The 19868-nt window shown below is 56.3% G+C and carries 16 protein-coding genes and 2 riboswitches; of the genes, 4 read left to right on the forward strand and 12 right to left on the reverse strand.

The window, feature by feature from the left end; genetic code table 11:
• Positions 1-19 precede the first annotated feature (19 nt).
• The 5 genes from ACTHO6_RS05665 to ACTHO6_RS05685 all read right to left on the reverse strand — a co-directional run bounded on the left by ACTHO6_RS05665 (position 20) and on the right by ACTHO6_RS05685 (position 5083).
• Entirely contained in the window at positions 20-1762 is a 1743-nt protein-coding gene (locus ACTHO6_RS05665; protein ID WP_440240275.1) for an ABC transporter ATP-binding protein, read from the reverse strand.
• A gap of 230 nt (positions 1763-1992) precedes the next feature.
• Complete coding sequence (locus ACTHO6_RS05670; RefSeq protein ID WP_440240277.1) at positions 1993-2547, reverse strand: GNAT family N-acetyltransferase; 555 nt, start codon at positions 2545-2547, stop codon at positions 1993-1995.
• A gap of 159 nt (positions 2548-2706) precedes the next feature.
• Positions 2707-3753 (reverse strand): S-methyl-5-thioribose-1-phosphate isomerase, encoded by a 1047-nt coding sequence (gene mtnA / locus ACTHO6_RS05675; protein ID WP_440240279.1) that lies wholly within the window; start codon positions 3751-3753, stop codon positions 2707-2709.
• The gene (gene mtnK, locus ACTHO6_RS05680; protein ID WP_440240281.1) at positions 3750-4979 is read right to left on the reverse strand and encodes an S-methyl-5-thioribose kinase; all 1230 of its coding nucleotides are present in this window, start codon (positions 4977-4979) and stop codon (positions 3750-3752) included. Before mtnK ends, mtnA begins: the two co-directional genes overlap by 4 nt.
• Positions 4961-5083 carry a hypothetical protein gene (locus ACTHO6_RS05685; protein WP_440240283.1) on the reverse strand — a complete coding sequence of 41 codons (123 nt, stop codon included), beginning with the start codon at positions 5081-5083 and terminating at the stop codon, positions 4961-4963. The genes mtnK and ACTHO6_RS05685 overlap by 19 nt, the downstream gene beginning before the upstream one ends.
• Positions 5084-5149: 66 nt before the next feature.
• Positions 5150-5295, reverse strand: a riboswitch (SAM riboswitch).
• Between the two features lie 280 nt (positions 5296-5575).
• A riboswitch (SAM riboswitch) is annotated at positions 5576-5724 on the forward strand.
• A 126-nt stretch (positions 5725-5850) separates the two neighbouring features.
• Here ACTHO6_RS05685 and ACTHO6_RS05690 point away from each other — a divergent pair.
• Genes ACTHO6_RS05690 through ACTHO6_RS05705 form a run of 4 tightly spaced genes read left to right on the forward strand, consistent with a single transcriptional unit; the run spans position 5851 to position 8919 of the window.
• Complete coding sequence (locus tag ACTHO6_RS05690; protein WP_440240285.1) at positions 5851-7065, forward strand: 2,3-diketo-5-methylthiopentyl-1-phosphate enolase; 1215 nt, start codon at positions 5851-5853, stop codon at positions 7063-7065.
• Positions 7062-7730 (forward strand): 2-hydroxy-3-keto-5-methylthiopentenyl-1-phosphate phosphatase, encoded by a 669-nt coding sequence (locus ACTHO6_RS05695; RefSeq protein WP_440240287.1) that lies wholly within the window; start codon positions 7062-7064, stop codon positions 7728-7730. Before ACTHO6_RS05690 ends, ACTHO6_RS05695 begins: the two co-directional genes overlap by 4 nt.
• A 3-nt stretch (positions 7731-7733) precedes the next feature.
• Complete coding sequence (locus ACTHO6_RS05700) at positions 7734-8393, forward strand: methylthioribulose 1-phosphate dehydratase (protein WP_440240289.1); 660 nt, start codon at positions 7734-7736, stop codon at positions 8391-8393.
• A gap of 13 nt (positions 8394-8406) precedes the next feature.
• On the forward strand, positions 8407-8919 hold the full coding sequence (locus ACTHO6_RS05705) for a 1,2-dihydroxy-3-keto-5-methylthiopentene dioxygenase (RefSeq protein WP_440240291.1): 513 nt from the start codon (positions 8407-8409) through the stop codon (positions 8917-8919).
• Positions 8920-8988: 69 nt separating this feature from the next.
• Here ACTHO6_RS05705 and ACTHO6_RS05710 read toward each other — a convergent pair whose 3' ends face one another.
• The 7 genes from ACTHO6_RS05710 to ACTHO6_RS05740 form a co-directional block, all read right to left on the reverse strand.
• Positions 8989-10212 carry a Ger(x)C family spore germination protein gene (locus ACTHO6_RS05710; RefSeq protein WP_440240293.1) on the reverse strand — a complete coding sequence of 408 codons (1224 nt, stop codon included), beginning with the start codon at positions 10210-10212 and terminating at the stop codon, positions 8989-8991.
• Positions 10110-11201, reverse strand: a complete 1092-nt coding sequence (locus ACTHO6_RS05715) for a GerAB/ArcD/ProY family transporter (protein ID WP_440240295.1) — start codon at positions 11199-11201, stop codon at positions 10110-10112. The genes ACTHO6_RS05710 and ACTHO6_RS05715 overlap by 103 nt, the downstream gene beginning before the upstream one ends.
• Entirely contained in the window at positions 11198-12730 is a 1533-nt protein-coding gene (locus ACTHO6_RS05720) for a spore germination protein (protein ID WP_440240297.1), read from the reverse strand. The genes ACTHO6_RS05715 and ACTHO6_RS05720 overlap by 4 nt, the downstream gene beginning before the upstream one ends.
• 210 nt (positions 12731-12940) lie before the next feature.
• A complete protein-coding gene (locus ACTHO6_RS05725; protein ID WP_440240299.1) occupies positions 12941-14719 on the reverse strand; it encodes an acyl-CoA dehydrogenase family protein in 1779 nt (592 codons plus the stop codon).
• Between the two features lie 36 nt (positions 14720-14755).
• Positions 14756-15934 carry an acetyl-CoA C-acetyltransferase gene (locus ACTHO6_RS05730; protein ID WP_440240301.1) on the reverse strand — a complete coding sequence of 393 codons (1179 nt, stop codon included), beginning with the start codon at positions 15932-15934 and terminating at the stop codon, positions 14756-14758.
• Between the two features lie 19 nt (positions 15935-15953).
• Positions 15954-18362 carry a 3-hydroxyacyl-CoA dehydrogenase NAD-binding domain-containing protein gene (locus tag ACTHO6_RS05735; protein ID WP_440240303.1) on the reverse strand — a complete coding sequence of 803 codons (2409 nt, stop codon included), beginning with the start codon at positions 18360-18362 and terminating at the stop codon, positions 15954-15956.
• A gap of 346 nt (positions 18363-18708) precedes the next feature.
• Positions 18709-19824 (reverse strand): S-layer homology domain-containing protein, encoded by a 1116-nt coding sequence (locus ACTHO6_RS05740; protein WP_440240305.1) that lies wholly within the window; start codon positions 19822-19824, stop codon positions 18709-18711.
• Positions 19825-19868 lie beyond the last annotated feature (44 nt).

Raw genomic sequence — 19868 nt, forward strand, 5'->3', positions numbered from 1 at the left:
CTCCCTCCTTCTTCACGGCCTAACCGGCAACATCCCGCTCCATTTGCTGCCTGCGATACTGTTCTGCGTACCAGCCGTTTTGCTGCATCAGCTCCTCATGGGTGCCCCGCTCCACAATCCGGCCTTCGTCCAGCACGAGAATCAGGGCAGCATGCTGGACGGCAGACAGGCGATGCGCGGTAATAATCGTCGTTTTATCGGCACGCACTTCGCGCAAATGGCGCAAAATCGCCTCTTCCGTCCGGGCGTCAACCGCCGACAACGAATCGTCGAGAATGAGAATGCCCGCGTCGAGCAACAAAGCCCGGGCAATCGAGATTCGCTGCTTTTGCCCCCCGGAGAGGGTCACGCCCTTTTCGCCCACCATCGTTTGCAGCCCGTCGCGAAACTGACTCAGATCGTCGTCCATTTCCGCCAGCTTGAGCGCGTAGAGCACGTCCGCCTCGGTCGCCTGCGGCCTGCCAAACGCCACATTCTCCGCAATCGTGCGCGAAAACAGCAAATGCTCCTGCGGCACGTAGGCGATTTTTTTCCGCAGCGCGGCAAAGGACAGCTCCTCAATCGGTACTCCGCCAACAAACAGCGACTTTTCCTTCATTTCATAGGAACGCAGCAGTGCGCGGCACAGCGTCGATTTTCCGCTCCCCGTCCGTCCGACAATGCCGAGCGTCTCGCCTTCCCCCAGCGAAAAGGTGATGTCCGTGAGCGCGGGCTTTTCGCTGCCCGGATACGTAAACGTAAACTGACGCGCTTCTACCGTGTTCGGCGTCTCCGCTGTCACCGGATGAATCGTCTCCCTTACATCCGGCTGTTCCTCGAAAAGCTCCGCTAGACGCTTGTAGGAGGCTCCGCCGCGCTGCATCACGTTGACCAGCCAGCCAAAAGCGAACATGGGCCAGATCAGAAGCCCGAGATACAGGTTGAAAGCGATCAGATCGCCCAACGAAATCGCGCTGGTAAAGACCAGGTAGGTTCCATAGCCAAGCCCGATCAGGAAGCTGAAGCCGATAATGATCGCAATTGTCGGCTCGAACAGCGCGTCGATCCGCGATACGCTCACGTTGCGCTCCAAAGTTTTTTCACTGACCCGCCGATAAGCTTCCAGGTCTTCTTTTTCCTGCACAAACGCACGCAGCACGCGCACGCCGGAAACCGATTGCTGCACGTGGTCGTTCATCTCGCCAAACGCTTCCTGGGCGAGATAAAAGCGCTCGTGCAGCAGTCTGCCGTAGTAGGCGGTCGACCAGGCCAAAAAAGGCATCGGGATCAGCGCCGCCAACGTCAGCTTCCAATCGATGGCCGTCACCATCACGCCGAGCGTCAAAAGCGTCATGAACAGCGAATCGACCAAGGTGAGCACGCCTGTACTCGCCGTTTGCTCGATCGCCGGGATGTCGTTGGTGGCGACAGCCATCAGATCGCCGCTGCGCTTGCGATGGTAAAACGACGGCGTCATTCGGGTCAAATGCGCAAACAGGCGCTCGCGCAAGGTTCGCTCCAAGATCAACGCTCCGCCAAAGAGCAAATACCTCCAGGCAAAACGCATCGCGTACAGCCCGACACCGAGCGCGAGCAGGATCGCCACCGTCCTGGTCAAGTCTTGGGCCGTCAAGGAGCTGTTGCGCATCGCATCGACCGTCTCTCCGATCAGACGGGGCGGCCAAAGCATCAGGACGTCGATGAGAAACAAACAGAAAATGCCGATGGCGTACCGTTTTGCGTACGCACGAAAAAACCACGATAGCTCCTTGAGTGTCTGCATATCGATCCCCCTCTTCCCCTGATGGCGGGCCAACGCTTCTTCCGGGAAGCTGCACGATTCCATCCGCCTAGCAAACGTGGCTGCGCCCATGGCCTGGCGCAGCCTGAATTGCCCGTATACACGATCCGAATCCGATTCTTCGCTGTATAAAAAAGGGCATGCGAATCCCGCAGCCCTTTTTTGCTTCCTTCATCGTAATTTACTGAATTTTCTTTGTCAATCCAACTTTTTCAGCTACGCCTTGCCAGCCATTCTTCCTTCAACATGCTGTACACGGCATGGTCGACAAAATGGTCGTACAGAAACTCGTTGCGGCGCAGGATGCCTTCCAATTGAAAGCCCAGCCGCTCCGGGATCGCTCTGCTCCTGTCATTTCCCGTCGCCGCCTGAATCGTGACCTTTTCCAGCCCCCACGAACCGAAGATCAGGTAATCCATGTATGCCGCCACCGCCCTGGTCATCAGTCCCTTGCCTTGAAACTGGGCGCCGAGCCAATAGCCGATTGCCGTTTTCCTGTTGATCCAGTCGATATTGTGCACACCCAGCGTTCCGGCCAGTCGCCCGTTGTGCCAGATTCCGTAGTGAATGCCCTGGTTGTCGCCATACTGCTGGATCGTGCGCTGGATAAAATGGCTTGTATCCTCGACGCACCGCGTAAAATTCAGCCAGGGTAGCCACTCCTTCAGGTAGGGTCTGTTGATGTCGGTGAGCCAGAACATTTCGGCGGCATCGGACAGCTCCAGCTGTTTGAGAAACGTCTCCTCATCAATCGGTATCCTCCTCATGCAAAACCCCTCCTTTCTTATGCAGATGCAGCAACTAAAGGCTGGCAAACGACTGCTTACGCTCGATTATGCGACCGGTACCCATTTTTGGCAAGAAATAGGTGCATTCCTTGCGCAAAAAGCGCCCGCCAGCGAACTGGCAGACGCTCATGGGACTGATTATGTCTTGCTTTTCGCGATCTCTTCCGGCTTGAAAATGCCTGTCTCGGTGACAATCGCCGTAATGTACCGGGCAGGCGTCACATCAAACGCTGGATTGTATACGTTGATGCCGTCCGGTGCTACCTGTTTGCCCAGGCCGTGCGTGATTTCCTCGGCCGGACGCTCCTCGATCGGAATGTCCGCGCCTGTCGGTGTTGCCAAGTCGACAGAGGACAGGGGAGCTGCCACGTAAAAGGGGATGCCGTGCGCCTTTGCCAACACCGCCACCCCGTAGGTACCGATCTTGTTGGCGACATCGCCGTTGGCCGCCACGCGGTCCGTGCCGACGACGACCGCCTGCACCTTGCCTTGGGACATGACCATCGCTGCCATATTGTCGCAAATCAGGGTGACGTCGATGCCCGCCTGCTGCAATTCATACGCCGTGAGACGAGCGCCTTGCAAAACGGGACGCGTCTCGTCTGCATACACTTTCAGGTTCCAGCCGCGTTCCTTGGCCAGATAGAATGGCGCCGTAGCCGTTCCGTATGCGGCTGTCGCCAGGGCTCCCGGATTACAGTGCGTGAGAACGCCCATGCCGTCTTGCAGCAGCGTGAGCAGATGCTCCCCGATCGTCCGGCACACTTCGGCGTCTTCCTTTTGAATCGCCAGCGCTTCGTCGAGCACAGCGGCTTTCAGCTCTGCGATTGGCAACGCAGCGTCTTTTTGCACGCGCGCCTTGATCCGGTCGAGCGCCCAGAACAGGTTCACAGCGGTAGGACGGGATGTGCCCAGATAGTCCGCCTGGCGGTTCAGCTCCTGCCAAAACGCTTCGTACGTCTGTGCCTTGCTGCCGCGAATCCCCAGGTACAGCCCGTATGCGGCCGCCATGCCGATGGCCGGCGCGCCGCGCACTTCCAGGCGGCGAATGGCGCCCCAGACTTCTTCTGCGGTCGCAAGCCGCAAGTAAATCGTCTCTACTGGCAAACGCGTCTGGTCAAGCAAGACGAGCACATCGTCTTCCCACTTGACTGGCGTTGGGGGGGTATGTGTACGAGTTGTCATACGGTCGTTGCCTCCTGATCGTAGCGTGCGGTTACCTGGCGGACAATGTCCGTGATGTCTGTCGATTCTCCGACGTTGGTGCGGCCGAGAATCAGTGCCTCTCCGATCGCCAGCGCCAGGCGCTCTGCTTCTGCCCGTTTTTCGTCGTCCGCGATGCTGTTCAGATCGGCCACTCCCGCCAATCCGATCACGCGGCGCAAGATTTTGCAGCCGGCATAGCCTGCCGTATCCTGAATCAGTCGGTTCACGTAGCTTTGCCACAACCCTTCGACATGAGCGCTACGCTCTTTTGCCTGCTTGTGCCAGAGCTGAACAAACTGGGAAACGAATTCGTTCCAGACATCTTCCACCGTCTCCAGTAAATATTCGCGGTACGCGTCGCGTTCTCCTCGGTCTTCCTGCAATCCGTGCTGACCCGCGTAGTTGAGCAGCAGGTTGGCGATGACCGCGCCGATGTCGAAGCCGATAGGCCCGTAGTAGGCAAATTCCGGATCGATCACCTTCAGGCTGCTCTCCGTAATGAAGATGCTGCCCGTGTGCAAATCGCCGTGCAGCAACGCTTCGGCCCGCGTGAGAAAATCGTATTTCAGCTTGGCGATTTCCAGCTTGAGCGGTTTGTTGTTCCAGATCGCTTCCACTTCCCGGCGAATCAGCGGATTGAAGTCATTGGTCGGTGCGTTTTCGTACGGATCGGTAAAGACGAGATCTTCTGTAATTTTGCATAATTCCGGATTTATGAATGTTCCGACTAGCGCTTTTTTGTCGTAGGGATGCGCCCCCAAATCCGATGTGTAGAACAGGGTGTGGGCGAGAAAACGGCCGATCTGCTTGGGAAAAAGCGGGTAGCGATTTCCTTCTATCAAGCCTTTGCGCATGATCGTATGGTCACCGACATTTTCCATGACGGTCAGGGCCAGCTCCTGGTCGAAGTGATACACCTCCGGCACCAAATCCGGTACGAATTTGTGCTGGATGCGGAGCGCTTCACTCTCGATCCGGGCGCGGTCAATGGTCAGCGGCCACGATTCGCCAACGACGCGGGCAAACGGCAAAGCCTGCTTCACGATGACCTTTTTCCCTGTAGCCGGCTCCTGAATATCGAACACGAGATTCAGATTTCCGTCCCCGATTTCGCGGCTGGTCAGCTCCGCTTCTTCCGAAAACAGACCTGGCAAGCCTTTTACGTACGCTACTGCTTCCTGTTCAGTCAATGCGCGGTATGGCATGATGGATGACTCCCCTCATCAAGTAGTTTCTCTTTATCTCCAGCAGACTGGTCATATCCGCCAGTCTGGCGATCAAACGGCAGTCGGCTTTCCTGCTCTGCCATGCAAAAAGACCTCTTTTCCGAAGAAAAGAGGTCGCTGTCGTCACGTGCAAAGAACGTGTCATGTCCCCCTTATCTTCCAGACCACTTTTGTTTCTGCAGGAATTAGCACCGTGCACGTCGCTGTTTTTCTCCATCGCTCTTCGCGTTGAGAGTGCGTCGTGTCGGTTGCCGGGTATCATCGGGCCAGTCCCTCCACCTTCTCTGGATAAGGTATCCAAACGTATGCGGTTTTGATTTAGTTTGAATCATACAGCCAACCGTTCCGCGATGTCAACACTCTTTTTTTGCAAAAACAGTTTTCGCTTTACCAGCTGTTCTGCGTTCCAGAGGCGGCGGGGCGAACTCCGTTGTCGACTTCCCCATCTGACTTCCCCATCCTTATTCCCTGTGAACAGATACACATTCTCGGAAAAACAAAGATTGACTAGCGGAACAAGAAGGCATATCATGGGGGTATCGCACACGGATACATGACGTGTGAACCACATAAAACTCTTATCGCGAGCTGGCTGAGGGACTGGCCCTATGATGCCCGGCAACCGGCGCTATTTTTGCGTTCGACGAAATAGCGAAACGGTGCTAATTCCAACGGATAAGAGTCGGAGCTTGTTGGTTCCGGCTACTGACCCGAGAGATGAGAGGAGACGAGACGTTTTCATAGTCGACAACCGCCTCCCCGCTCAAGCGGGGAGGCTTTTTTCATGTTTTCCCATGCTTTGAAACGATCATGACAGCTAATCAAGCTGCCAAGGAGGATAAACCCTAGCATGAGTGAGCCACGCATCCTCGTCACGTATTTGACACAAGCCAAAGACCTGGACAAAAAAGCGGCTGCCATCGCCGTCGGCATGACGGTCGGTTCCTGGACGGACTTGCCCGCCGCCAAGCAGGCCGAGCTGGCGCCGTATCTGGGCGAAGCCGTCAGCGCCACGCCATTGGAAACACTGGAAAACGGAGAGGTCCGCGGGCTGATTACCGTCAGCTACCCGACCCGCAATTTCATCAGCGACATTCCTTCGCTCTTGACCGGCATCTTCGGCAAGCTCTCGATGGACGGCAAAATCAAGCTGGTCGACGTCACCTTTCCCGACTCGTTCCTCCAGGCTTTTCCCGGACCGAAGTTCGGCATCGACGGACTGCGCGGACGGCTGGACGCCCAAAACCGTCCGCTCCTGATGAGCATTTTCAAATCTTGTCTCGGTCTGCCGTTCGACGACTTGAAAACGCAATTTAAGGCCCAGGCACAGGGCGGCGTCGATTTGGTCAAAGATGACGAAATCTTCTTTGCAGACGACCGCGCGCCGTTTTTGGAGCGCATCCGGGCGTTCAAGCAGATCGCCCTGGAGACCGAAGCGGAGACAGGCAAGCCTGTCCTCTACGCCGCCAACCTGACCGGGCCGGTCAACGAGCTGAACGAAAAGGCAAAACGCGCGGTCGAGGCTGGCGCCGACTGCCTGCTGTTCAACGTGCTGGCCTTTGGCTTCGATGCGCTGCACCGTCTCGCTGCCGATCCGGATGTCAACGTCCCGATCATGGCACATCCGGCACTTGCAGGCGCGTACTACCCGTCGCCTGATTACGGCATCGCCGCTCCGCTTCTGCTCGGCACCTTGATGCGCATCGCCGGAGCCGACCTGGTGCTGTTCCCGTCTCCGTACGGCAACGTCGCGATGGACAAGACAGAGGCGCTGCAACTCGCCCGCAACCTGACAACGCCGCTGGAGGGCGTGCGCCGTTCGTTCCCGGTTCCGTCCGCGGGCATCCATCCCGGACTGGTGCCGCAGCTGTATCAGGACTTTGGCCTCGATCAAATCGTCAACGCGGGCGGCGGCATCCACGGCCACCCCGGCGGCGCGACGGCGGGAGCGAAAGCTTTCGTCGATGCGATCGCGGCCGTCACCGCCGGGCGCAGCCTGGAAGAAGCCGCTGCCGGATCGCCGGAGCTGGCCATCGCCCTGGAAAAGTGGGGTGGCGCACGATGAGCAAAAAGCTCGTGCTGTTCTGCGACTTCGACGGAACGATTACGGAAAAAGACAACATCGTCGCGATTGTGAAAAAGTTCGCTCCCCCTGAATGGGAAGCGCTCACGAACCAAATTCTTTCGCAACAAATCAGCGTGCAGGAAGGCGTCGGCAAGCTGTTTCAGCTGCTTCCCTCCTCCTTGCGCCAGGAGATTGTGGACTACATCGTCCAGGAGGCTACGATTCGGCCCGGCTTCGCTGACTTCGTCCGCTTTTGCCGCGAGGAAGGCATCGAGCTTCTGATTACGAGCGGCGGCATCGACTTTTTCGTCCAGCCGATCCTCGCTCCGTTCGACCTTAGCGATGTCCCGATCTACTGCAACGGCAGCGATTTCTCCGGCGAGCGAATTACCATTACGTGGCCGCATTCCTGCGACGAGCACTGCACAAACGGCTGCGGCATGTGCAAGACGACCATCATTCGCCGCTACGATCCTGCCACTCACTATCGCGTCGTGATTGGCGATTCGATCACGGACCTGGCTGGCGCAAAGATCGCCGACTACGTCATCGCCCGCTCCTTCCTGGCCGAGAAAGCGAAGGAGCTTGCACTGCCGCATAGCACGTTCGCGACCTTCCACGACGTGATCGGCATTCTTACGGAACTGAAACAGGAGGTGGTCTAATCCATGACCGCAACACGCGAACACCATCTGGACGCTTTTCGTCGTCTGGATGACGTCAAGCTGACATTTGCCCGCCGGGACTGGTTTCCCGGCACCAGCGGCAACCTCTCGATCAAAATCCAGGACGAACCGCTGCAATTTGCCGTAACGGCAAGCGGCAAAGACAAGACCAAGCTGTCGCCGGAAGACTACCTGGTGGTCGACCAGGATTCCCGTCCTGTTGACGAGACTTCGCTCAAGCCGTCCGCCGAGACGTTGATCCACGCCGTCGTCTACCGAAAATTTCCGCAGGCAGGTGCCTGCTTCCACGTTCACACCGTCTGGAACAATCTCATCTCCGAGCTGTACTTCGGTCAGCGCGCCTTCTCCATCCAGGGGCAGGAACTGATTAAAGGCTTGGGCATTTGGGAGGAAAACGCGCGTATCACTGTTCCGATTGTTGAGAACTTTGCCGATATTCCGACCCTGGCCGCCGCGATTGAAAAAGTCATCACCCCGGATATCCCGGGCGTGCTCATCCGCAACCACGGCATTTACGCCTGGGGCGGCAACGACTTTGAAGCGAAGCGCCACCTGGAAGCATTTGAATTTTTGTTCGAGTACCACGCCCGCTGGCTGCAACTGCGCCAAGCAGTCGTGTCCACTACAACCAACGAATTGTAAGGAGGCAAGCAAAATGGCACAAATTCGCTTTCACGACACCAACGAGTACATTTCCGCACCGGAGGAAGTCATTTCCTTCCTGGACAGCCAAGAGATCATTTACGAAAAATGGGGGGTTGACCGTCTGGATCCCAAGCACCGTGACAACTACAACCCGACCGAAGAAGAAAAACAAGAGATTCTCGCCGCCTTCAAGCCGGAGATCGACGCGATCAGCCAGCGTCGCGGCTACCTGACTGCCGACATCATCGTCCTCTCCGACAACACGCCTAACCTCGATGAGCTGCTGGTGAAATTCAAGAACGAGCATCATCATACCGACGATGAGTGCCGCTTCTGCGTAGACGGTCACGGCATTTTCGCGATCAAGGGTAAAGACGGGCGCTACTTCGACGTCGAGCTAGAGCCAGGCGACCTGATCTCCGTACCGCCGAACTTCCGCCACTACTTCACTCTGATGGACGACCGCAAAATCAAAGCGATCCGCCTGTTCGTCACACCTGCGGGCTGGGAAGCCATCTATTAATCATGAATTAAGCAAAGGAAGCACCCTGCACCATTCTGTTGGCGCCAGGGTGCTTTTCCTTTTTTCCGCTCACTTGATGACACCATCGCCGAGAATCGACACTTCCGGCACAATCCGGACATCGGCGTTGGCGAATGCTTTCGGCCAGTCATCCTTCACCTTTTTCCACGCCTCGTACTCATAGGCCCGGGCGTACACGCCAAAGCCAAACGGGTCCGTCCCGCTCTCCTGGCACTTTTTGACCAGATGGGCGAACTCTTTTCGCAACTCCTCGCTTATCAGCTGCTCCATTTTCTTGTAGTCTTTTTCCATGTGAAACGGAAACAGCCTTTCGGAAATGGAAACGCGCAGCTTCATTTTCACGTCGAACTGAAACTGATTGTTGCGGTAACTCGTCTTCACGCGGCGGTTGATGCCGTTCACCAAAAACGTGAGCCGCTCCTTGATGATCGGATGCTTGTCAGCGTTAGCGAGAAGCGGAATCGTCAGCGACGTCTCGCCTTGTTTTCCATGACGGATCATCTGGAGCAACATCGTATCTCTTGCTTCGAGGAGCGTGGCATACCTGCCGTCCTGCTTTAACAGTGCCGTTCCCAAAACCTTCAGCGATTTGCCCTTCTTGATCTCCGCGAGCACGGGCGTTTCTCCTTTTTCAAACATCTGCCGATGGAATTCCTGCACCGTCGTCTTGACTGTCAAATTCCTTTGGTTCGCCTTATCGAGCAGCCTGGTCAGGTGAAGCGGAAGACGAGGCTTATCGGTCGGACTAAAATGAAACAAATCCTTGATCGGCCCATCGCAAATAATCACGCGCGCATTCACCGTAAAACGCGCATCGCGAAACATCACATCCAACAATCGAAACCAATCCGGATGCTCCAGCAGTTTTTTCCCGATGACAAACACCTGGATTTTGCCTGACAGCGTAAGGGCGGTCACCACTCCGTCAAACCGTCCCCTTGCCTGCCGAAGCGACTCTACCTTGACTCCGTACTCCTCTTCCTTATCCTTGGCTTCTTTGCTAAATACCGGGCTGGATAAATACACCAGCAGCTCATTTTTTTCATCCAGGTCCACCCCTGTCATCAAGGTAATGGTCGCATCCTCCAGGTCAATCCGGTCCATACACCCTGTCAACAGGGCAATCGTACCCAAAAGCAACAGAATTCGTCCAAACACGTTGATGCCGCTCACCCCTTTACCGACCTGCGCAGCAGCCAGATCGGCACCGAAGCCAAAATGGGCAGCGCGTATCCGAATAGCAACCCGCCATAGCTCCACCACTCGGTCCATTTTTGCAAATCCATGAACGTAGGCGTATACAGCCAGAGGATGGCGATGACCAGCAGCAAAGCAATACCTAGATGCTTCCGATGATCGGCCGCTCCAAACAATTGGCTCGACGAGAAGACCGTAAAATACAGGTAAGGAAAGCTCGTTGTAGACAGGTAGAACAAATAGAAAGCGAGAAAAATAATATCCATTCGCTCCAAGAACCGATACTCAATGACCTTCCATAAATTCAACGTGGGCCACGTGTATTGCAAGATTTCATCGGGGCTGAAAAACGCGTAACTGAACAAGGTGATATTCATAAAAATCAGCATGGACAAGGTATTCGCTACAATAATGCCAAGCGATGCGTACTGCTTTCTCTGCAAAAAAGGGTAGAGAAAAAAAGCCAGTTCAAACCCCAGGAAGGACAGGATCGTGGATTTGGTTCCCGTCAAGATCGGCCCCAAGCCTTCCTTGAAAATCGGGAGCAGATGCAACCAGTTCGTGTGCGGTAAAATGGTGGTCAATACGAGCGGCATCCACAGCGTCAAATAAAAGATCAGCTCGGAATATCGCCCAAGCACCCGCAAGCCGCCTTGCAGCACGATATAAGTCGGAAGCGCCAATAAAATCACCACCATGTAAGCTGGTGTCTGGCTGAGGATCCATGTATTGATGATCGCCGCCGTACTGGCAATGACCGTCAACGACGCGAAACCGCAGTAGGCGGCGATGATGACCACGACGGCCTTCCCCAGCCACTTGCCCAAAAAAAGCGGAAGCAGATCGACAATCGTTTGGCCAGGGTATCGCTTCATGATATTGATAATCAGCAGGCTGGCCGCGACGGCCGCCAACCACCCAATCAAAATGGAGAGCCATCCGTCCGTCCCGGCCACCTCGGCCAACTCGCGCGGCATGGACAAAACGCCAATTCCAACCTGTGCTCCGTGGATCAGGAAAATGTACTGGAAGATCGTCAGTTCATTGAAGGCATATTTTTTCATTTTCCATCTCCTCTGGGACGGTTATCTCCCTGCCGTTTGGACTGAATGACTCTGGCGCCAGCCGGCCGCTCCCGCATGCTCCACAGCGGCAGTCGCAGCATGAAGTCTTTCCAGTCGCTGAAACGAACAGGCGCCAGTGGGCTTCCGTACGGGACGCCGAGCGATTCCAGTTGGATCAGATGACCGATCATTCCCATCAGCCCGACAATAATCCCGACAATGCCAAACATCGCCGCCAGCACCATCATCAGAAAGCGGAGCAGGCGAACCGCAGAGGCCATATCGTAATTCGGGATGATAAACGACGAGATGGCCGTAAACGCGACCACGATTACCATGATGTTGCTGACAATCCCCGCCTGAACGACCGCCTGTCCAATCACGATCCCCCCTACGATCCCTACCGTCTGCCCGATGGGCGCAGGCAGCCTGACCCCCGCTTCCCGCAACATTTCCAAAGTCAGCTCCATAATCATCGCTTCGATCAAAGGAGGAAACGGCACTCTCTCCCGCGATTCGCCGACCGATAAGATCAAGTCGAGCGGAATCACCTCGTAGTTGTACGAAATCAAGGCGATGTAAACGGCGGGAAGAAAGGTCGCAATCAGAAAGGCCAGCCCGCGTAAAAATCGAATAAACGTCGCTACCAGCCAGCGGGTACTGTAATCGTCCACGCTTTGGAAAAAGGCAGAAAACGTAGCGGGGCCGATCAAGACGCTGGGAGAACGGTCTACCACGACGGCGATCTTGCCCTGCAAAATGTGCGCTGCCGCCGAATCGGGCCGCTCCGTCATCATAAATTGCGGAAAAGGGGAAAACGGGTTGTCTTCAATCAACTCGCCCAGCTCGCCTGTATTGAGAATCGAGTCGATCCGGATGAGCTTGATCCGGTCCTCCAGTTCCTGCAAAACCTCCGGATGAACCACATCGTGCAAAAACATGACCGACACCCTCGTCGCTCCCCTGTCCCCGACCCAAAAATCCTTGATCTTCAACTCCCGGTTGGGCAAGTAACGGCGAATGAGAGCGATATTTTGAATGCCTGTCTCCACAAACCCCTGGTGGGCGCCCTTCAAGGATGCTTCCAGCTGCGGGTCCTCAATCGCTCGCTGCGGCCATCCGTGCGTCTCCAGAACGAACGCCTCGTTACGTCCTTCTACGAACAGGATACAGCTGCCGGCCAAAATCTCCTTTTCGATCGTGCCAAAATCGTGGGCGATCGAGACTTTCCCCACCGACAACAGATCGAGAATGCCCACTTCTCCCTGGTCTCGCTCCAGCATCGGCCGCAGCACGTTGTTGTTAATGGAGTTTTTGTCCACGAGTCCGGTCAAATAAACGATCGCTGCCGTCCCTTCGACCAGTCTGCTCTCAAACGTGCGAATCACCAGGTCAGGGGTTAGCGTGAATATGTTCTCCAGTTCGCTGATATTTTCGCTTAGGCGGTCGCGTAACGGCCGGGCATGGGACGGCTGAAGTCTGTCTTTTGCCGCTACCCGCTTCCTTGTGAGCCATCCTCTCATCGTCATCTCGAACCGTTCCCATCCTCTGCTAAGTTGTTCTGTTAGCGTTCGTCGCCCCTTCCCAAAATATGCATCACGCACAGCTCACCCGCCGCTGACGTTCAGGCAAAGAAACACAGCCTAAGCCGTTTACCGTGGGCCTTCTCTGTGCTGGCTGGCAAAAGAAAAAAAGCGAAGAATGATTTCTTCGCTCCTTTTGGCGTCTGCGTGTGAGGCTTACACCGCGTATCCGCCCGCTTCGATAACGTGATCGGCAATCGCCCGTTTCAGCGCCACCGTATTGATCGGCGTACGGCGTGTCAGCTTTTTCAGGATCGAGAGGCGCAGGCGCAGCTCATCCCCTTCTTCCATGGCCGCGAGCGCTTCCTTCGCCCACGCCTCGATGCGATCAAACGCTTCATGCACATAGACCGCCGTCAGCGCCAGTTTTTGCTGCTCCGCTTCCAGCCCGTTTGCCGCGATCGCTTTTTCCGTGCGCTTCACGATGCTGTCCATTGCGTACAGCTCGATCAGCATGTCAGCCGCGAACGCCAGCAACTCCTGCTCTTTGGAAATGGCTTGCTGGTACTTCATCAGCGCAGAGCCTGCCACCATCAGGATGATTTTGCGCGTCATGCTGAGCAGGTGCTTCTCAAGTGCAAGCGGCGCGTCCTCGATCTCCTCGGGGTAGTAGCTCATCAGCTCGGCTTGCAGGCTCGTCGCTGCTTGCAGAAGCGGCAGCTCGCCCTTCATCGCCTTTTTCACCAACGTGTCCGGGATGAGCAGTCGGTTAATCTCGTTCGTACCTTCGAAAATCCGGTTGATTCGCGAGTCGCGGTACAGGTTCTCAATCTCGTACTCGGACATGAAGCCGTATCCGCCGTGGATTTGTACGCCTTCGTCCACGCAGTAGTCCAAGACCTCCGTCGCGAACACTTTGTTGATCGAGCATTCGATGGCGTAGTCGGCAATCGCCTTCGCGACTTCCGCGCCGTCATCCGCTTTTTCGCCCAGACGGCCGAGCGCGGTGTCAAACAGGCCGACCGTCCGGTAGACGGAGCTTTCGGCAGCGTACGTTTTGATCGCCATGTTCGCCAATTTGTTTTTAATCAGAGTGAAGTTGGCGATTGGCGTTTTAAACTGCTTCCGCTCCTTCGCATAGTTTGTCGCCAGCTCCAACGCTTTTTTCGAGGAGCCGACCGCGCCGACTGCCAGCTTGTAGCGGCCTACGTTCAGAATGTTGAAGGCGATGACGTGGCCTTTGCCCGGCTCGCCCAACAGGTTTTCCACAGGCACGGGCACATCCTGCAAAATGACCGTGCGGGTCGAGGAGCATTTGATGCCCATTTTCTTCTCTTCCGGTCCAAACGAGACGCCAGGGAAGGTACGCTCGACGATAAAGGCGGTGAATTTTTCCCCGTCGATTTTCGCATAGACGATAAACACGTCGGCAAAGCCCGCGTTCGTGATCCATTGCTTCTCTCCGTTGAGGATGTAATGCTTGCCGTCGGCAGAGAGAGTCGCTGTCGTTTTGGCTCCCAGCGCATCGGACCCGGAGCCCGGCTCTGTCAGGCAATAGGCCGCGATCCGTTTTCCAGACGCCAGATCAGGCAGATAGCGCTGCTTCTGCTCTTCGTTTCCAAAGTATACGATGGGCAGCGAACCGATCCCCACATGTGCGCCGTAGCTCAGCGCGAAGCCGCGCGCGAGCGAAAATTTTTCGGTGACCAAAGCCGTGCTGACTTTATCCAGGCCAAGTCCGTCGTACTTCTCCGGCACATCGCCAGCCAAGAGGCCCAGCTTCCCGGCTTCTTTCAACAGGCGCACGGAAATGTCGAAGTTGTGCTTTTCCAATTCCTCCAGATGCGGCCGGACTTCGTTGACGACAAAATCTTCTGTCGTTTTCGCGATCATTTTCTGCTCGTCGCTGTACTCCTCCGGCACGAACACGTCGTCTGCCGAACCTGCGTCAATCAAAAAGCTTCCACCACGGATCAATTCTTTCGTATCTGCCATGCTATCCCTCTCCTTGTCTGAAAATGGATGTACGTGCTAGATCATTTCAAAAACGCCTGCCGCTCCCATGCCTCCGCCGATACACATGGTCACGACGCCGTACTTGCCGCCTCTGCGCTTCATTTCATTCAAGAGCGAGACGGTCAGCTTCGCGCCACTGCAACCGAGTGGATGCCCCAAGGCGATAGCGCCGCCGTTGACGTTTACTTTTTCCGGGTCCAGGCCAAGCTCGCGAATGACCGCAATCGACTGGGACGCGAACGCTTCGTTCAGCTCGAACAAATCGACGTCGTCCAGGCTGATTCCCGCCAGCTTCAACGCTTTCGGGATCGCCACGACCGGACCGATTCCCATGACGTCCGGGTCCACCCCGCCAACGGTAAAGGAGCGGAACCTGGCGATAGGCGAAACGCCCAGCTCTGCCGCCTTGTCGGCTGACATGACGATCACCGCTGCCGCGCCGTCGCTCGTCTGCGAGGAGTTCCCGGCCGTTACGCTGCCCTGCACGTGGAAGACCGGCTTCAGCTTGGCGAGCGCCTCCAGCGTCGTATCCGGGCGCGCGCCTTCGTCCTTGTCAAAAATGCGCTCGCGGATATGCACCTTTCCCGCTTCGTCTACCGTGTACTGCTTCACCGTCAGCGGCACGATTTCGTCCTGGAACTTGCCCGCGCTGATGGCCGCGACCGCGCGCTGATGGCTGCGGAGCGCAAACGCATCCTGGTCTTCACGGGTGACATGGTAGCGCCGCGCCACTTCCTCCGCCGTATGCCCCATGCTCATGTACGCCTCCGGCTTTGTCTCCACCAGGGTCGGATTGAGCGCGACCTTGTGGCCGAGCATGGGCACCAGGCTCATGCTCTCCACGCCGCCTGCCACCAGCACGTCCGAGCTGCCGACCATAATCTGTTGCGCCGCATAGGCGATCGTCTGCAAGCCGGAGGAACAAAAACGGTTGATCGTAATGCCCGCGACATTTGTCGGCAGTCCGGCGCGCAGCCCGATCAGCCGCGCCATGTTCATGCCCTGCTCCGCTTCCGGTACCGCCGTCCCCATGATGACATCCTCGATATCCGCCGGGTTCAGCTGCGGGACGCGGCGGAGCAAATCCGCTACGACCGCTGCCCCCATATCGACGGGATGCACGTCCTTGAGGCTTCCTTTTTTCGCTCGGCCGACCGCAGTCCGGGCCCCTGCAACAATTACTGCTTCTCTCATCGTTTTACCCTCCTTTTCCCTAGTTGCGCAAAGGCTTGTTTTTGGTCAGCATGTGCTGCATCCGCTGCTGGGTCTTCGGCGTTTTGATCAGCGAGAGGAACGCTTGCTTTTCCAACTCCAAAATGTAGCTCTCGGTCACTTCCGTACCCGCCGGCACGTTTCCGCCAGACAGGACATAGGCGATTTTCGACGCAATCAGCTCGTCGTGCTCGGAAATATATCCGCTCTTTTTCATTGCATAAATGTTTTGGCGCAGGTTGGCGTAGCCCGTTTCCCCGATCACGCGGACTTTACGCGGCCGCGGCGGCGTGTAGCCTTCTTTGTCCATCGCAAGCACCAGTTGCTTCGCATCGTACAACAGATGGTCGGCGTTGACGCTGATTCGATCCGTCGGCCGCAGGTAGCCGAGGTTGATCGCTTCCTGGCCGCTGGTCGAGACTTTCGCCATGGCGATCGTTTCAAACGCTCTGGCGACAAACGGGAACGGATCGACCGGCACGCTGCCCCCCTCCGGCACGTTTTCCATCGCCCGGAACAGCATTTCCTTCGTGCCGCCGCCCCCCGGCAACAGTCCGACGCCGACCTCGACGAGTCCCAGGTACGTTTCTGCTGCTACCTGTACGCGGTCAGCCAGGTACGTGACCTCGACGCCGCCGCCGAGCGTCATGCCGAACGGTGCCGCCACGACCGGACGATGCATGTAGCGGATGGCATGAGCCGCCTTGTGGAAACTGCTGACGAGCATGTCAAGCTCCAGCCAGTTTTCATCCTGCGCTTCCATCAGCGCCATCGCGAGATTCATCCCGACGCAGAAGTTTTTGCCCTGGTTGCCGATCACCAGTCCGACGAAGTTCTTCTCCACCTCTTCGGCCGCCTGGTTCGCCATCTGCAAAACGTCCAAGCCAAGCGCGTTATGCGGAGAAGTGAACTCCAGACACGCGACGCCATCGCCCAGATCGATCAGGGCAGCGCCCGCGTTTTTCTTAATCAGCTTGCCTTGCTCCTTGAGCGCGGCGAGGTTGATGTTTTCCTTGTTTTCCTCGATTCCCTTGTAGACGCCACCGATCGCAAACGCCTGGCGCTTCCCTTCCGCCTTTTGATAGAAGGAGGTTTTGCCGCTCGCGAGCAGCTCCTCGACCAGCGCCGGAATCCGCTCGTTTTCCTCGCGCATCCGCGCCACTGATTTTTCCACGCCGATCGCATCCCACGTCTCGAATGGCCCCAGCTCCCACCCGAATCCCCACTTCATCGCCTGGTCGACTGCAACGATGTCGTCGGCGATCTCGTAAGCCTTTTCAGCGGAATACAGCAGCACTTTTTTGAAGACGCTCCAGACAAACTCGCTGCCCTTGTCCTTGCCGTAGGCGAGCGCCCGCAGCTTTTCCGGCAGCGTTTTCGCCGTCTTGGCCGCGTCGAGCGACGGGAACTTCGGCTTTACGCTCGGGCGGTACTCCAAGGTGTTGATGTCCAACGCCAAAATTTCTTTGCCCTGCGCCGATTTCACCTGTTTGAAAAAGCCCTGCCCTGCCTTTTGTCCGATCCAGCGCTTCTCGACCATTTGCAAAACGAAGTCCGGAACCTCGAAAACCGTGCGCTCCGCTTCGTCCGTGCTCTTGTTGCGGACGTTTCCCGCCACATGGACGTAAGTGTCCAGACCGACGACATCGAGCGTGCGGAACGTTGCGCTCTTCGGGCGGCCGATCACCGGGCCTGTCAGCGCATCGACTTCATCTACCCCGAGGCCAAGACGCACCATCTCGTGGATCGACACTTGCAGTCCGTATGTACCGATCCGGTTGGCGATGAAGTTGGGCGTATCCTTGCAGACGACCGTGCCTTTTCCCAGCACATGCTCTCCGAAGTGCTTCATGAAGGCGACGATGGCCGGGTCGGTATCGCGTCCGGGAATCAGCTCCAAAAGCTTCAAATAGCGCGGCGGGTTGAAAAAGTGCGTGCCGAGAAAATGCTTGCGGAAATCATCCGAGCGGCCTTCTGCCATCTCGTTGATCGAAACGCCGGACGTATTGGAAGAGACGATCGTCCCCGGTTTGCGGTGTGCTTCTACCTGCGCGAAGACCTGCTTCTTCACCTCCAGGTTCTCCACGACGACCTCGATGATCCAGTCGACTTCCGCGAGCAGCGGCAAATGGTCTTCGAAGTTGCCCACCGTGATCAGCTCGATGTTCTTCTTATCGTAGAGCGGGGCCGGCTTTTCCTTCAGCAGCCTGTCCTTGCCCGCCTGCGCAATGCGATTTTTCACTGCCGGATCAGCCAGGGTCAGCCCTTTTTTCCTCTCGTCCTCCGTCAATTCGCGGGGAACGATGTCCAGCAAATACGTAGGGATGCCGACGTTGGCCAGATGTGCGGCAATCCCGGCACCCATGACGCCAGACCCGAGAACCGCCGCTTTGCGAATTTTGCGTTCCATCTTCAAATCCTCCTTTAGAGAACCTCTGTCGAGGCCTGATCGCGCTTGCCGCCTTACTTCAAAATTTTCCGAGTAGTAAATCACTTCCATAAGTTCTACTATGCTTCCCCATATTCCTGTATGCCAAGGCTCATGTTCTTGTTGAATGAATGCTCATTCAGTGAATGGGCTAAAAAATACATCCCACGTATCGGCCATGTTTCCCGTCCTGAGATGTTTGGCTACCCTCCACTGAGTTACCGTTCAGTTTTATTGTAATCGAAAATTCTGTCATTGGCAATCGTCACTTGTCGCTGTTTCTTCGCAAACAGAAGGGAGCATCCCAACAGATGCTCCCGGTTGCTTGTTATTTCTCGGAATAAAGGACCGCTGTGATTTTGCGTCCGTAAGCATTTGACGTATCCTGCTCCAGCTTGTACTCGATCTGGAAGTCACCTTTTACCGGATCCGCATAATGTCCGATCAGCCAAAGAATTTTCGGATCGTTGCTGTCAGGCTTGCTGGTAATCGACACCGGACCGTTGTACTTCGGCACTTGCGGAAGCGTCGCCATCGTTTGTAACGGTTCAGGAGCGAATACGGCCGCCAAGCGGGCCTGCTGCTTTTTCGCCAGCGCGAGCGTAGCGGAGCGCAAATACAGCTGCGCGATTTTTTGCTGGTGAACCCCCGTTCCGCGGAACTGGGACGCGATGTCGCTGCGGTAATAATCGAGCAGACGCTTCATCACGACGGCGTACTCCGCCCGCGTCATGATCTTCTCCGGCGAGAACGTCTTTTCGGTCAAAAACAGCTGAAACTCGCGAATGGCCAGCGGATACGGAGAGTATGTATCGCGATAGAATCGATCCTGCTTCCACTCGTAAAAGCTGTTGAAATACGCAACCGCATCTTCGGGCTTCAGATTGACCGTTCTGAATTTTTGCGGAGCCAGCACATGGAACAAAAGCAGGCTGGCCTCTTCTCTGGACAAAGGCCGCTGCATGGCTGTACTGGACAGCCACCAGTCCGGATTTTCTTTTTGCTGTTTTTTCATCAGTTGGCCGCTTTCGGCCAGGTACAAGTAATAGAGCATCCGGTCGCCCGGATCGTAATTGGAACGCGCGTTCGTTTCTACCTGCCAGATCGCCTTCATATTGACCAACAGCTGTTCTACTTCCCCCCGGAGCAGAAAGCGGTAGTCCACGTTGTTTTTGCGCTGCGGCAGCTCAAGCGAGCCGTACGCCGTCTCCACTACGCGATTGAGCAATGCCAGCGCTTCGCCGCGCGTAATCGGCTTGTTCGGATAAAAGGCGTGCTTGCCGTTTCGTTTCACAATTCCCAGGCTCGCCAGTTCTTCAATCTGTTGCTCTGCCCAGTGCCCTTCGGTGTCATCGAAAACACCTGCTGCCTGTGCCCCGCCCGTCCATGCACTTTGCACGAGCAGCATTGCCATGAGAAAGCAGAGAACCATTCGCTTCATCATGTGATACGCATACTCCTTTCTCCTTTTGCCAGATCTTTATCCCT

This window comes from Brevibacillus sp. SAFN-007a (genome assembly GCF_051967035.1).
GTDB lineage: Bacteria > Bacillota > Bacilli > Brevibacillales > Brevibacillaceae > Brevibacillus.

Coding starts and splice junctions, on each gene's coding strand:
- ACTHO6_RS05665 (WP_440240275.1), bottom strand. CDS start 1,762: ATGCAGACACTCAAGGAGCTATCGTGGTTTTTTCGTGCGTACGCAAAA.
- ACTHO6_RS05670 (WP_440240277.1), bottom strand. CDS start 2,547: ATGAGGAGGATACCGATTGATGAGGAGACGTTTCTCAAACAGCTGGAG.
- mtnA (WP_440240279.1), bottom strand. CDS start 3,753: ATGACAACTCGTACACATACCCCCCCAACGCCAGTCAAGTGGGAAGAC.
- mtnK (WP_440240281.1), bottom strand. CDS start 4,979: ATGCCATACCGCGCATTGACTGAACAGGAAGCAGTAGCGTACGTAAAA.
- ACTHO6_RS05685 (WP_440240283.1), bottom strand. CDS start 5,083: ATGGCAGAGCAGGAAAGCCGACTGCCGTTTGATCGCCAGACTGGCGGA.
- ACTHO6_RS05690 (WP_440240285.1), top strand. CDS start 5,851: ATGAGTGAGCCACGCATCCTCGTCACGTATTTGACACAAGCCAAAGAC.
- ACTHO6_RS05695 (WP_440240287.1), top strand. CDS start 7,062: ATGAGCAAAAAGCTCGTGCTGTTCTGCGACTTCGACGGAACGATTACG.
- ACTHO6_RS05700 (WP_440240289.1), top strand. CDS start 7,734: ATGACCGCAACACGCGAACACCATCTGGACGCTTTTCGTCGTCTGGAT.
- ACTHO6_RS05705 (WP_440240291.1), top strand. CDS start 8,407: ATGGCACAAATTCGCTTTCACGACACCAACGAGTACATTTCCGCACCG.
- ACTHO6_RS05710 (WP_440240293.1), bottom strand. CDS start 10,212: ATGGACCGAGTGGTGGAGCTATGGCGGGTTGCTATTCGGATACGCGCT.
- ACTHO6_RS05715 (WP_440240295.1), bottom strand. CDS start 11,201: ATGAAAAAATATGCCTTCAATGAACTGACGATCTTCCAGTACATTTTC.
- ACTHO6_RS05720 (WP_440240297.1), bottom strand. CDS start 12,730: ATGACGATGAGAGGATGGCTCACAAGGAAGCGGGTAGCGGCAAAAGAC.
- ACTHO6_RS05725 (WP_440240299.1), bottom strand. CDS start 14,719: ATGGCAGATACGAAAGAATTGATCCGTGGTGGAAGCTTTTTGATTGAC.
- ACTHO6_RS05730 (WP_440240301.1), bottom strand. CDS start 15,934: ATGAGAGAAGCAGTAATTGTTGCAGGGGCCCGGACTGCGGTCGGCCGA.
- ACTHO6_RS05735 (WP_440240303.1), bottom strand. CDS start 18,362: ATGGAACGCAAAATTCGCAAAGCGGCGGTTCTCGGGTCTGGCGTCATG.
- ACTHO6_RS05740 (WP_440240305.1), bottom strand. CDS start 19,824: ATGATGAAGCGAATGGTTCTCTGCTTTCTCATGGCAATGCTGCTCGTG.